Source organism: Butyricimonas sp. (assembly GCF_019423355.1).
In the GTDB taxonomy this organism is placed as follows: Bacteria; Bacteroidota; Bacteroidia; order Bacteroidales; family Marinifilaceae; genus Butyricimonas; species Butyricimonas faecihominis.
The window spans coordinates 170,371-183,950 of the sequence record NZ_JAHZBP010000001.1 but is presented as its reverse complement, the minus strand read 5'-3'; the positions used below and the strand labels follow the sequence as shown (position 1 = coordinate 183,950).

At 44.1% G+C, this 13,580-nt stretch carries 16 protein-coding genes; 7 read left to right on the top strand and 9 right to left on the bottom strand.

All coding sequences use genetic code 11. The annotated features are described in order from the left end of the window. From QVC79_RS00800 to QVC79_RS00775, 6 genes are all read left to right on the top strand, one after another. On the top strand, positions 1-426 hold the full coding sequence (locus tag QVC79_RS00800; protein WP_124316307.1) for a VanZ family protein: 426 nt from the start codon (positions 1-3) through the stop codon (positions 424-426). 52 nt (positions 427-478) lie between these two features. After that, positions 479-1,420 carry an aldo/keto reductase gene (locus QVC79_RS00795; RefSeq protein WP_151411960.1) on the top strand — a complete coding sequence of 314 codons (942 nt, stop codon included), beginning with the start codon at positions 479-481 and terminating at the stop codon, positions 1,418-1,420. A gap of 74 nt (positions 1,421-1,494) precedes the next feature. After that, positions 1,495-2,517, top strand: coding sequence for a phenylalanine--tRNA ligase subunit alpha (pheS, locus tag QVC79_RS00790; protein ID WP_027201321.1), 1,023 nt, complete (start codon positions 1,495-1,497; stop codon positions 2,515-2,517). Positions 2,518-2,594: 77 nt separating this feature from the next. Then, positions 2,595-3,461: an N-acetylmuramoyl-L-alanine amidase-like domain-containing protein gene (locus tag QVC79_RS00785; RefSeq protein ID WP_270595614.1), complete on the top strand. Its 867-nt coding sequence runs from the start codon at positions 2,595-2,597 to the stop codon at positions 3,459-3,461. Between the two features lie 110 nt (positions 3,462-3,571). Further along, positions 3,572-4,168: a penicillin-binding protein activator LpoB gene (locus tag QVC79_RS00780; RefSeq protein ID WP_270595615.1), complete on the top strand. Its 597-nt coding sequence runs from the start codon at positions 3,572-3,574 to the stop codon at positions 4,166-4,168. A gap of 106 nt (positions 4,169-4,274) precedes the next feature. Then, positions 4,275-5,696: a COG3014 family protein gene (locus tag QVC79_RS00775; protein ID WP_270595616.1), complete on the top strand. Its 1,422-nt coding sequence runs from the start codon at positions 4,275-4,277 to the stop codon at positions 5,694-5,696. 61 nt (positions 5,697-5,757) lie between these two features. On the opposite strand, the gene QVC79_RS00770 is transcribed toward QVC79_RS00775, so the two are convergent. Then, on the bottom strand, positions 5,758-7,131 hold the full coding sequence (locus QVC79_RS00770) for a dipeptidase (RefSeq protein WP_118304581.1): 1,374 nt from the start codon (positions 7,129-7,131) through the stop codon (positions 5,758-5,760). Positions 7,132-7,468: 337 nt separating this feature from the next. Between QVC79_RS00770 and QVC79_RS00765 the strand changes: the two genes are divergently transcribed. Beyond that, positions 7,469-8,407 carry a ribose-phosphate pyrophosphokinase gene (locus tag QVC79_RS00765; RefSeq protein ID WP_124317893.1) on the top strand — a complete coding sequence of 313 codons (939 nt, stop codon included), beginning with the start codon at positions 7,469-7,471 and terminating at the stop codon, positions 8,405-8,407. A gap of 73 nt (positions 8,408-8,480) precedes the next feature. On the opposite strand, the gene QVC79_RS00760 is transcribed toward QVC79_RS00765, so the two are convergent. From QVC79_RS00760 to QVC79_RS00725, 8 genes are all read right to left on the bottom strand, one after another. Further along, positions 8,481-8,735, bottom strand: a complete 255-nt coding sequence (locus QVC79_RS00760) for a hypothetical protein (protein ID WP_229128143.1) — start codon at positions 8,733-8,735, stop codon at positions 8,481-8,483. A gap of 133 nt (positions 8,736-8,868) precedes the next feature. After that, entirely contained in the window at positions 8,869-9,510 is a 642-nt protein-coding gene (locus tag QVC79_RS00755; protein WP_270595617.1) for a DUF6266 family protein, read from the bottom strand. A 30-nt stretch (positions 9,511-9,540) separates the two neighbouring features. Further along, a complete protein-coding gene (locus QVC79_RS00750; RefSeq protein ID WP_124317889.1) occupies positions 9,541-10,164 on the bottom strand; it encodes a hypothetical protein in 624 nt (207 codons plus the stop codon). A gap of 21 nt (positions 10,165-10,185) precedes the next feature. After that, positions 10,186-10,767, bottom strand: a complete 582-nt coding sequence (locus tag QVC79_RS00745) for an N-acetylmuramoyl-L-alanine amidase (protein ID WP_270595618.1) — start codon at positions 10,765-10,767, stop codon at positions 10,186-10,188. Between the two features lie 11 nt (positions 10,768-10,778). Continuing rightward, a complete protein-coding gene (locus QVC79_RS00740) occupies positions 10,779-11,150 on the bottom strand; it encodes a 3TM-type holin (RefSeq protein WP_087419109.1) in 372 nt (123 codons plus the stop codon). A 289-nt stretch (positions 11,151-11,439) separates the two neighbouring features. Beyond that, positions 11,440-12,708, bottom strand: a complete 1,269-nt coding sequence (locus tag QVC79_RS00735; RefSeq protein WP_124317396.1) for an ATP-binding protein — start codon at positions 12,706-12,708, stop codon at positions 11,440-11,442. Between the two features lie 184 nt (positions 12,709-12,892). Then, positions 12,893-13,276, bottom strand: coding sequence for a HepT-like ribonuclease domain-containing protein (locus QVC79_RS00730; RefSeq protein ID WP_270595619.1), 384 nt, complete (start codon positions 13,274-13,276; stop codon positions 12,893-12,895). Beyond that, entirely contained in the window at positions 13,269-13,562 is a 294-nt protein-coding gene (locus QVC79_RS00725; protein WP_087419111.1) for a nucleotidyltransferase family protein, read from the bottom strand. Before QVC79_RS00725 ends, QVC79_RS00730 begins: the two co-directional genes overlap by 8 nt. Positions 13,563-13,580 lie beyond the last annotated feature (18 nt).

The window sequence follows — 13,580 nt, the reverse complement described above, 5'->3', positions numbered from 1 at the left end:
ATGATACCACGCAAATACTCCTTATTATGGAGGAATATCATCTGGGCAGGAGTAATCTTTTTCTTATGCGCTATTCCATCCGACTCGATTCCTGATCCGAAATTAAACATCCCCCACCTTGACAAGGTGGTACATTTCGGAATGTTCTTTATCATGTCGATATTCCTGTGCAGCGAACTCCGCTATCAGACTCGATTGTCTCTACGAAAAATCTATCTGATCGCCATCGGGTTCAGTTTCATCTACGGGGGACTTATCGAAGTCCTGCAATTCAAATATTTCAACCGGGGCGGAGACTGGTGGGATCTGTTTGCCGACGTTCTCGGGGGAGTGGCTGGTTGCCTGCTATACCCCACGGCGAAAAAACAGAAAGACAAGCTTGTTGATTATCTATACAAGAAACTAAAAAGCCGGAAAGAAGTATAACCACTCCGGGGAAAATCTCGTTCACTAAAATGGAATATAAAGATTCATAAATATGAAAACAATTACATTTAGAAACGGGGACCCAATGCCCCTCTTCGGGTTAGGAACCTATCAATCCAAGGCAAACGAACTACATGACGCCATCATTAGCGCGCTGAAAGACGGGTACAGGTTGATTGACTGTGCCGCCTATTATAAAAATGAAGAAATCATCGGGGCTGCCCTGCAAGAAACATTCACGTCCGGACTCGTGAAACGGGAAGAACTTTTCATCACATCCAAATTATGGAATAATAACCACGCCCCGGAACACGTGGAAGAGGCTCTTCGAAAGACTTTGCACGATCTCCGGCTGGACTACTTGGACCTGTACCTGATTCACTGGCCGATAGCACTGAAACACGACATTGAATACCCGCGACAAGCATCCGATTTACTTTCCCTCGAAGAATGTCCCCTCACGGAGACTTGGAAAGCGATGGAACAAATGCAGGCAAAAGGACTGTGCAGACATATCGGAGTCTCGAATTTCAGCATCCCGAAATTAAAAGAACTGATCGCCGTGGCGAAAAACAAGCCCGAAATGAATCAAGTAGAAATGCATCCTTACTTGCAACAAAATGAATTATTTCGATTCTGTCAGTCTGAAGGGATTTACTTGACGGCTTATTCCCCTCTCGGACGTAATTTGCCCATCAAAAACAAACCCGGCCTAACCAATGAACCGATCATTATCGATTTGGCAAAAAAATATAATTGCACACCGGCACAAATTATCATTGCTTGGGGAGTACAACGAGGGATCGTGATTATCCCAAAATCAGTTCACCCGGAACGAATCAAAGAAAACATTAAATCACTGGACATCAACATTTCGCCAGAGGACATGACCAAAATTGCCACCCTCGACTCACACACCCGGATGACCGACGGCTCGGCTTGGATTTTCCCCGACGGACCGTACACGATGAAAAATATTTGGGATGAAAAATGAAGTTCTCAAAAGAATTGAAATGTATGAGACTTTTTTATTAACTTTGTCCACCAAAGATTTCAAATTTTGAGAAGATGTTAGACAAGATTAAACAACTCAGTGCTGAAATAGCCGGTTTTCAGGCGAAGAGCCTAGAAGAAGTAGAACAGTTCAGAATCAAGCATTTAAGCAAGAAAGGAACAATCGCTGCTCTCTTTGATGATTTTAAAACCGTTCCCGCGGATCAGAAAAAAGCCATGGGACAGGAATTAAATGAATTGAAGAACACGGCTCTGGCAAAAATCAACGAGTTGAAAGAGTTACTTTCTAACGCGGAAGAAGATTTAAGCGGTATTGACTTGACGATGCCGGGAGATCCTTTAAAACTAGGAACCCGTCACCCGTTAGCTATCGTGAAAAACGAGATTCTGGCCATCTTCAATAAACTTGGATTCACCATTTCCGAGGGACCGGAAATCGAGGACGACTGGCATAACTTCTCCGCGTTGAACTTCCCGGAAGAACACCCGGCACGTGATATGCAGGATACATTCTTTATCAGTAAGAACCCGGACATCGTGCTACACACGCATACCTCATCCGTGCAAGTGCGAGACATGGAGGCTCATCGTCCCCCGATTCGGCTAGTTACTCCCGGAAGAGTATTCCGTAACGAGGCTATTTCGGCCCGGGCACATTGCATCTTCCACCAAATCGAAGCTCTTTACATCGACGAGAACGTTTCCTTCGCCGACTTAAAGCAAACCTTGACCTATTTCGCGAAAGAACTATTCGGACCGGACACGCAAATTCGTCTTCGTCCGTCATACTTCCCCTTCACGGAACCATCGGCAGAAATGGACGTATCGTGTACACTATGTCACGGAAAAGGTTGCAATGTTTGTAAAGGAACCGGATGGTTGGAAATCCTCGGGTGTGGAATGGTTGACCCCAATGTTTTGGAATTAAATGGTATAGACAAGGAAAAATATACCGGGTTCGCACTCGGTATGGGTATCGAGCGTATCACCATGCTAAAATACGGCATCAAGGATATACGTCTCTTTTTCGAAAACGACATCCGTTTCCTTGAACAGTTTTCGGCCGCAGGCAAATAATATATAAACACAACACAAGAGAGATGAGGATGTCGGTCACACGACTCCTCATTTTTTATTCTCAAACACCGGTTGCTATGAAGAATTTAGTCATTCTATTCCTGATCACCTTTTCATTCGGGGCTTTCGCTTGCTCTCCCGCCGATTCCGTGTACCGGAAAGATCAAACTTTGCTAAAACATTTCTTTGAATACGCCAATAAAAAGGAAATAGCTAAACTCCCGATCAACGAAAAAGTTGTCGCCATCGGACGCTATTTTCTCGAAACGCCTTACGTGGGAGGGACGTTGGACATCAATCCCCAAGAGAAGCTGGTTGTCAACCTGCGAGAATTTGACTGCGTGACTTTCGTCGATAATGTCATTGCCTTGGCACGCCTAGATAAATACGAAGAACAAAGTATTCCCCAATTCCAAAAGAATTTACAAGAGATTCGGTACCGGAACGGGAAGATCGTTGACTACACGTCACGCCTGCATTACTCTTCCGACTGGTTATACGAGATGACCTGCCTGAACCTTCTGGAAGACATCACGAAAGAAAAAGGAGGTATCCCCTTCCCCAACAAAGTATCCTTCATCTCCCAAAACTGGAAAAAGTACCCGGCACTAATACAGGATTCCACCCTCGTTACAAAAATAATTGATATTGAAAAGACTATTAACGGCAGGGCATATTACTATATTCCGAAAGAAAAAGTACTCCCTTTCGCAGGACAAATCAAAACCGGGGATATTATACTGATCACCACGAAGAAAAAAGGACTCGACACAGCCCACGTGGGCATTGCCATTGAAAATGAGGGGCAAATATACCTGCTCCACGCCTCGGTTTCCGACAAAAAAGTGTCCGTCACGACAGAAACACTCCCCGATTATTTGCAACGAATCACGTCACATTCCGGCATAATGATCGGGCGTCTCATCAATTTTAAATCTAATTAACATCCATAAAACTGCGCAATACGTATATTTGGTAGAATTATTGTTATAAACTTTTACAAGAACACAAAATGTGATCGTGGAAATTGAATAGAAACCTAAAACAACGGAATATGAGAAGAATATTTATCGGAACACTTGTTGTGTTGACCATTGCTTTAATTAACGGATGTGCTAACCGGAAAATCACCCGGGTAGACCCGAATGAAACCATCGACCTTAGCGGACGTTGGAATGATAGTGACTCACGGCTTGTTTCCGAAGAAATGATCGGCGACCTGCTTACCTCAGCTTGGATTCCAAGATACTTGAAAGCAAACGACAAACGCCCCGTGGTGGTAGTCGGCCTCGTGGAGAACAAAAGTCACGAGCATATTAACTCGGAAACCTTCATTAAGGACGTGGAAAAAGCAATTATCCGAGATGGTAACATCCGTTTGGTTGTTGCCGGAGAGAAGCGGAATGAACTTCGAAAAGAAAGAGCCGAGCAACAAGATTACGCATCACCGGAAACCACCAAAAAGTGGGGAAAAGAACTGGGTGCCAATTTCATCTTGCAAGGGACAATCAACAGCATCGTTGACTCGTACAAGAAACAAAAAGTCGTGACTTACCAGATCGACCTTCAACTCACGAACATCGAGACCAACGAGGTTGTCTGGATGGGTGACAAGAAGATCAAGAAACAAATCAGCGACCGGGTATTGTAATATAGAGACATTCAAGCGGATGAAAATATCGTTACCTTCTCCAACACTCCTTAATAAAAGGAAAAAATGCTCATGCATCACATCTCCCCTTCCCAAAGAAGGAGGCTTGGAGAAGGTAAATCATTCATTTTCAATTTTCAATTTTCAATTTTTAATTGTTCTTCTCGTTTTTCTTTTCTCCGGATGCGCCACTTGGTACCAGCGAACGGCAGATTTCCAAGCAGCCGTCAACACGGGAAACTTCGAGAAAGCAAACAAACTCCTAGATAAAGATAAAAAACAAGCCACGGGTAAAAACCGCATCCTCTATTATCTCAACAAAGGATACGTGGAATTCATGCTCGGCAATCCCACCAACAGCAATCAATACTTCGAGACCGCCGAGAACCTGATTGACGAGTATCACAGTAATGTCGGGGCTGAAGCCGCGGCATTGGTGACCAACCCGGAAGCACGCCCCTACCGACCGGAAGATTTCGAGGTCATCATGATTAACTTCTACAAGGCCTTGAACTACATTGATCTGAATGACATGGAAGGCGCCTTGGTCGAGGTTCGTAAAATCAACATCAAACTCAACCAGCTAAACGACAAGTATCCCGATAACAAGAACCGGTATCAACGAGATGCTTTCGCTCATCTACTAATGGGCCTGATCTACGATGCCACGGGAGATTACAACAATGCGTTTATCGCCTATCGAAATGCCTACGAGGTCTACCAGTCCGACTATATTAAAAACTTCGGTGTGAAAACCCCGGAACAACTAAAACAGGACTTGATGCGTACCGCCTATAATTGTGGTTTTACAGCTGAATTAAAACAATACGAGAAAGAATTCAACACGACATACACCCATTCCCCGACACCCACGGACGGGCAACTCGTGTTTTTCTGGCTAAACGGTATGGGGCCGGTAAAGGCAGAATGGAGCATAAATTTTGTCAAACAAAAAAGAGGAGACGGAGCGATTGTATTCCACAACGAATCCCTCGGACTTACCTTCCCTTTCTTCTTCGGCTCGGGATACAGTGATGATGAAAAACAAAGCATAGCCGATCTGCAAACCCTGCGTGTCGCGTTCCCCAAATACATGGAACGTCCCCCACTTTATGCCACTGGAACTCTCGTGACGGACAATCACTCGTACACGTTAGAACTTGCCGAAAACATCAATGAAATTGCATTCAAAACCTTACGGGACCGAATGGTACGGGAATTTTCAAATTCCCTCCTCCGGGTGGCTGCCAAAAAAGGACTGGAATACTCTGCCCGTAAGCAAAACGAATGGCTAGGCTTTGCCGTCGGTATCGCTAACAGCCTCACCGAAAAAGCCGATACCCGCAACTGGCAAACACTACCTTACTCGATTTCCTACACCCGACTGCCCCTATCTGCCGGTACCAATAACCTCACACTACGTCTGAATGCCCGAAACGGCTCCCAGCACACCGAACAATTCTCCATCGAAGGCGGAGGACGTAAAACCCGTTTTCACGTATTCCAAACAATGGATTCCAGACAATAATAAAACACCCCTCACCTTACGACCGTAAAATGAGGGGAGTCTAAATTATGGACTACAAAATTTATTTCTTCATAATCTCTCCGAAATACTTGTAGAATAATGGAATTGTCGTGATTCCGTTAAAGAATTGCTCCAACGGATAGTTCTCGTTCGGAGAATGGATAGCATCGGAACCCAACCCAAAGCCCATCAGTACGGACTTGATTCCCAGCACTTCCTCGAAAGTGGCAATAATTGGAATACTACCACCAGAACGAACCGGAACGGGTTGTTTTCCATACACTTCCTCGTATGCTTTCTCGGCAGCCTTATAAGCCGGGAGATCTATCGGGCACACGTAAGAAGGTCCGCCATGCAGGTAATCCACTTTCACCTTCACGTAATCCGGAGCGATAGACTCGAAATATTCCTTGAACAATTTCGCGATCTTCTCATGTTTCTGGTTCGGAACCAAACGGCAGCTAATCTTGGCATATGCTTTAGAAGGCAATACGGTCTTGGCACCTTCTCCCGTGTAACCACCCCAGATTCCACAAACATCGAATGTCGGACGAATGCCCGTACGTTCATTGGTCGTGAACCCTTCTTCGCCTTTCACCTCTTTAATATCTAGAGACTTCTTGTAATTTTCTAAATTGAAAGGAGCCTTGGCCATCTTCGCACGTTCCTCGGCAGTTACTTCCAACACGTCATCATAAAAACCGGGGATCGTGATATGTCCCTTTTCGTCTTGCATATCGGCAATCAACTTACACAACACGTTAATCGGGTTCGCCACCGCTCCCCCGAAAATACCGGAATGCAAATCAGCGTTCGGACCAGTAACCTCAACCTGCCAGTAAGCCAAACCTCTCAATCCCGTGGTAATTGAAGGAATATCACGGCCAATCATACTGGTATCGGAAACCAGAATCACATCAGCTTTCAACATATCCTTATGATCCCGGCAGAACTTGGGAAGACTCGGGGAACCGATTTCCTCTTCTCCCTCGATCATGAACTTCACGTTACAGTTCAATTTTCCGGATTTCATTAAATATTCAAACGCTTTCGCGTGCATGAAAGCCTGTCCTTTATCATCGTCAGCCCCGCGAGCCCAGATTTTACCATCTTTAATAACCGGCTCGAAAGGTTTCGTGTTCCACAACTCGATCGGGTCAACCGGCATCACGTCCATATGCCCGTACACCAACACCGTAGGAAGAGCCGGATCAATGATCTTCTCCCCGTAAGCAACCGGATTACCCTCTGTTTCATATACTTCTGCCCGGTCCGCTCCGGCAGCTAACATGATTTTCGTCCATTGTTCGGCACAACGATACATATCTGGCTTATGCTCAGACAATGAAGAGATTGAAGGAATGCGAATCAACTCGAATAACTCGTTCAGGAAACGTTCCTTGTTCTCTTCCACGTACTTTTTGATTTCTTCCATCTATTTGAAAATATATTAATTAATAAAATAAACATACCACACATAGTTACAAGTTGCAAGTTTACAGGTTACAAGTTAAGAAAACCAGTCTTATCATTGAACAGCAAGCTAGTCAACTTGTAACCTACGAACCTGTAACTTGAAACTGTTTCAACAACATCTTTGTTGGAACAAATATAACATTTTCGAGCGAAGAGATCAAACGGTTCGTGTAAAAAACACAACGATTACAACTTGTAACCTGCAAACCTGCAACTTGTAACTGTTCCACCAAATTCCTTTGGTGGAACAAAATAATTTCATACTTTTGCCAAGTGTTTCAACTAATGAATTAGATATGTCAAATCTTCCCGAAATTAAAGTTTTCGCCGGAGAGAATAGCCAATATATTGCAGAAAGTATTGCTAGTTCTCTAGGGCTGGAACTCGGTAAAAAAACGTTTACGAGATTTAGTGACGGAGAATTCGTCACCTCATTCGACGAAACGGTGAGAGGCGAACACGTGTTTATCGTGCAATCAACCTTCCCGCCCAGTGATAACCTCATGGAATTACTCTTGATGATCGATGCCGCCAAAAGAGCATCTGCCTACAAGGTAATCGCCGTAATCCCCTATTTCGGGTTCGCGCGTCAAGACCGGAAAGATAAACCGCGTGTCGCCATCGGGGCAAAACTAGTGGCTAATATGCTACAAGCAGCCGGAGTCGACCGAATTATCACCATGGATTTACACGCCGACCAAATTCAAGGATTCTTCGATGTTCCCGTGGATCACCTATACGGTTCTACCGTGTTGATTCCTTACATCAAATCTTTAGGATTACGTGATTTTGCCATTGCCTCCCCTGATATCGGTGGGGCCAAGAGAGCAAATTCCTGGGCAAAATACTTTGATTCAGGGTTGATCATCTGCCACAAAACCCGTATCCGGGCAAATGAAGTTGCCGACATGAAAGTGATCGGGGATGTAGAGGGCAAAAATATCATCGTTGTTGACGACATGATCGATACGGCCGGAACAATTTGCAAAGCAGCCGATATGCTTATGGACAATGGTGCTGCCAGCGTACGTGCCGTGGCCACCCATGCAGTCCTCTCCGGTAAGGCATACGAAAATATCGAGAAATCAAAACTGACGGAAGTAATCTTCACCGATTCCATTCCCCAGAAACAACCTTGCTCAAAAATTAAAGTATTACCGATCGCTCCCATGTTTGCCGACACGATCCGCAACATCTACGAGCATAAATCGATCAGTGATCACTTCCTCATGTAATTCATTCTCCATGATATAAAAAATGGCACCCTACGTAGAGTGCCATTTTTTACTAAGACTAAAATCTCAAAAATCATTCATTACTAAAACTTACATTATATTCTTTCCCCCATTTTGCCCGTTGCTTACGGATATACTCTCTTATTTCCTGAAAAAACTTTTTATGCGCTTCTTCCGATTTACGTTTTGCTTCTTCAGCAACTTCTTTCATCAAAGTAGTAAGCATTTCATCAGTTGGTTCTTCCAAACTGGTTAAACGATAAGAATTCATCTCTTTTTCAGACATAACCAAAATATTTATTACAAATATAGTCAATTCAAAAGACATAAGCAATTCTTATTTAAAAGATCAGAAACATCAAGCCAACATTTTACAACTTACATGCCGGACCCCTTCTCCAATCTTCTCTCCCCGTCCGGCATGTAAAATCACCATCTCATCAATCTAAAGTTTTCCCATTTCAACCATTAATCGTTAACCGTTTACTATTCGACGCTTTCCTCTTATCCTTCGACAACATGAAAGCATACACCTCCAGATTCTCCTTCACCCATCCGTCGTCCAAGCCAATCGTCGTCACGCCATTCTCCTGACGGTTCCGGCAAGGTTCCACGATCATTTGGTTTCCCGTTTTCTCGTAAACCACCACGTACAACACGTCCGTCGGGTTCGCCACCACCGACCAGCGACTTTGCGCCTCCTGGGTAATCGTTATCATATCCTGATCCTCGTTCAACGACACGGTCAGTGTTCCATCCTGCAGGCTCCCCTCGGCACACACGATCTTCTCGTAGTCAATCGTCGGACGATACTCCTCGTCAACCGTAACGGCCTTCATATTCGCTTTCACGAAGGCATTATAAAACGTACTTCCCGCTTTTCTTCCCGGGAAACCGAGTTCTGCCGCCGGGGCAAAATACAGCGAAGCCACCTGCAATGCTTTCATCTTCGCTCGTTGCGTCAACTGCCCGGGAGTTCTGGGATTACGCATCGTGCTTCTCTTCCCTCGGGCAATACTATACCCGTTTGCCCCCGCGTACATCGTGATGTTTGCCACTGATTTTCTCACTTCTCCCAATACAAATGATTTAAATAAAGCCATAATCTTAAAATTTAAAATGAAACATATAAATTACAATACTAAATGCACGTTTTCTGAAAAATCACACCTGTTTACCGAACCAAAGAAACAATACAAGTGAATCCTCTTTCCTCGCTCTTCCGTGAGTTCAATCTCCGCACTCTCATCCCGACGAACACTCCCGATCGCCTCGGGAGTCACAATCCGAAACCTCATGTCTTCCATCATCACCACGCACCACAACTCGTCCCCTAAACGCTCTTCCCGTACCACGTATTCATTCTTCCACGTCAGGCGAACCTTATCGCCCTCCCGGCATCCCTGCAACTCACTCGGTAAAAACAAGTTCCCGGCACTGAAATGCACGAGATCATACAGCAACCCCTCCCCGTTAAACGCCCGCATGTTAGCCTGCAGGAAAAGATTATATCCCGAACGACGCTCCACCACTCCCAACATCTGCCAGATCCGGGCCAACCATGTCTGCCGGATCACCCCGTAAAAAGTCGCCGTCTTCCTCATCCTCTCCCGGTAATACAATTGCAACTCCGAACGACAATCCTTCACCTCTCCCGGGGCAGCTCTCGCGTAAAGATGATCCCCCACCTGATAGTAAATAACACGTCCCACCCGCCCCGATAAACGATTAAACAAATTTGAATAACAACAAGCCATACTTACCTCCTTTTTTCATTACTAAAACTTCAACCTTTTTCTTAACTCATCAAAAGGAAACGCCGGACCCGGATCCGTCTTTCGAGGGGTGATGTCCGAGTGTCTCACCAAGTACTTGATCCCGTAACACTCTTTCAACAAGCTACAGATCTCCTCCGTAATCCCGAACTGCCCCTCGGTAAAAGAATGCCAGTATCTCGCCCTCCCCTCTTCTTCCGTCGTGTACACCTGATCGGGAGAATATTCCCGCCCGAAACTCGAATAATAACGGTCCCCCACGCGTTGCAACTCCCCGGCATTATCCAGCTCGATCCCGATCGAACAATCATTCAGATTCACCCGCCCAGCATGGAAACTCTTCCCGGCGTGCCAAGCCTTCACGTCAAAAGGCAACAACTGGAAAACCTCCGCGTCCCTTCCGACCACCACGTGAGCGGAAACACTCGTGTCCGGCCGGCCCAAATAAAGTGCCGATGAAATCGCTCCGGCTCCAACCGTACTATGTAAAACAATCGTATCCACACGAGATAGTTTCACCCGATACTTTGAACACTGCAAGTACTTCACGTTATCCCCGAACAACAAATTCTCAATAATTTCCATGGCACCCCGTTTTACTTCCATTTCCTTGACAACAAACAATCCGTCACCTTCTCCCCGCTTCTCCCGATCACGTATCCCCCGAGCCCGATCTCCAGCAAATCCCACAAACGGGAACTATCGGACAACAACGTCGATTCCATGAACATCCCCGACAAAATCACCAACGCGAACGCCAGCATCACGATAGGGCGCCAAGACCTCTGCAACCAATTTCCCCGGGCTTCTTCCCCCACCGCCGCCGACTGTTCCCGCACCAGCTCACTCTTGTAACGATACACCAAAGATTGAATCTCTTCCTGAATCTTCTGCTTTTCTTTCGAAGAAACCGACAACCGGTTCACGATGTCACCGATCTCCCTAATCACGTTCTGTAATACACCCATAATCTTTTGTTTTTAAATTTGATATACCAAAAGTACACCCCAGAACGCCCGTTACCAACCATTATATCCGAACACACTCATTTATCATCCGAATGACAGGAAAATTCATCCGAACAGACTTTTTCTTCTTCCCCCCCATGAGATGGGTAACCTCCCTACCCCCCACCTTACACAGAAATAAGAACCGCTTGATAATCAGCTCTCCCCCTGTGCAAGGGGGAGTTGGAGGAGGTAGTTTGTAGATACCGAATAAGACTTTTTAGACAGCCCCTTGTTTGCAAGTAATTGATTACAATATTTTATCAAGCTCCCATGCTTTGATATGCCTGATACCTTCATTCAAAGGCATAGTTATTTCATCAAGAGAAATTACGACTTTTTCAAAATTATCGTCAATAGCTTTGAGTGCAGAATATTCCCTTTCGACCGTAGCTTCATCTGTAAGCATATAGGTGCTTTGTAAGTATATCGTGCGATCTGCCTTTTGAGCGATGAAATCGACCTCTTTATTTCTGAGAGATCCGACATAAACATTATACCCGGTTCTTTTAAGTTCCAAGTAGACAAGATTTTCCGCTAAATATCCATAGCCGTAACCGTATCCCGGATAGAGATAGTTCTTGTATGCCAAGTCATTAATGTAATATTTGGCATTCCCCGACATAATATCTTTTCCTTTAATGTTATAACGGTCACACTTATGAATAAGAAAAGCGTCTTCGATATATCCGATGTAATTCGAAACGGCATCATAACTTGTCTTGCGTCCCTGACTTTTGAAAAAATTGACTATGTTGGCAATTGATACGAGATTGGAGGCATTGTTTACCAGAAACGCAAAGATATCCTCAAGTAACTTCGCATCTCGTACATTGTATCGCTGAATAATATCACGTAATAAAACAGTATCTTTTATTGCCGAGACATAATTACGTTTGAGTTCAGGTTTGTTCAGCATAAACAATTCAGGGAGTCCTCCGCTACTCATATAATCCGAATAACTTTGTCTGCCGCACTGTTGTTGCGTGATACCTAAATATTCTTGGTAACTGAATGGAAACACCTCCAATGATATATATCTACCTGAAAGTAAAGTTGCTAATTCTCCGGAAAGCATCTTTGAGTTAGATCCGCTGATAAACAGCTCATAGCTTTCTGAGTAATCCTGGGAATAAGAGTTGACTACTTTTTCCCAACCATCGATCATCTGAATCTCATCAATGAATATATAAATCTTTCCCACCGGATTCAACTCCTTTTTATACGCCTTTATCACTTCGTCCAAATCCTTGTAGTTTTTTAGAAATTCAAGATCTGTAAACTCTTTGTTGATAAAGAGAATGTTGTTCGGATTTATTCCACTATCAATAAGCTCTCCGGCTATTTGTCGCAGAATATAACTTTTTCCGGAACGCCGTTGTCCAACAAGCACTCGAATAAGTTTACTGCCGATATATCCGGCAATGTTATCCACGTACGTACTTCGTTTGTATCCTAAATCTATAGAATCTGAACCCCAGAAGTTATACCTCCTTAATAATGCAATTTTTTCGTTCATAACATAAATATTTGCACGAATATACTCATTTTCGTTTATAAACGAAAATAATGCACACCTTTATTTATTCTTACCCATACCAACAAAAATAAACCGATATAACTTCGATGTACCCGTCTAAACATCTCCCCCGGCAAAATCTACTATTTTTTCAGAAAAACACCTCAAATTTTAGTCACTCTCTTTACATTCTAGATAACTCCACATCACCTTGCACCTGAAGAAGCACATCCCGCAACAACGGCAAATCATCATGTATCGTTTGAAAAACAATTTCCGCATCTATCTCGAAATAATGATGAACAATGATGTCTCGCATCGCCATAACTCCTTTCCAATCCACGGAAGGGTAATTTTTCAGCAAATCTTTATTTGTCAAACGATCTAATTTCTTCACACTTTCCCCTATCGCTATTAACTTCATACAAACACTATCCAACAGGATCATCCCAGATTCCGAAAGCAAAAAATCATTTAATATCTGAACATCTTTCGTTCGCCTTAAAACAACATCGATAGTCTCTATGATTTGTCCGATTTCAGACAACACAAGTCGCTTATCACACATAAATACCCTCCTTCTCTATTCGTTCTCGCAAAAAAGCGTTCATGTGATCCCGTAAACGCACAATGTCAACCCGACATCCGAACAATTGTTCCAAAGTATTTTTCAAGCTTCCAAGACGAAACAATCCCATTGGGGGACACTCTACATACACATCCACGTCACTCTCCTCTGTTTGCTCTCCTCGTGCAACAGAACCGAAAATCCCGATACGGGATATTGCATAATGTCCCGCTTCCTTGTTTTTAAACTCCTTCAACAACTCTATGTACTCTTTTGTGGATTTCATACACGTGTTCCTTTCTTG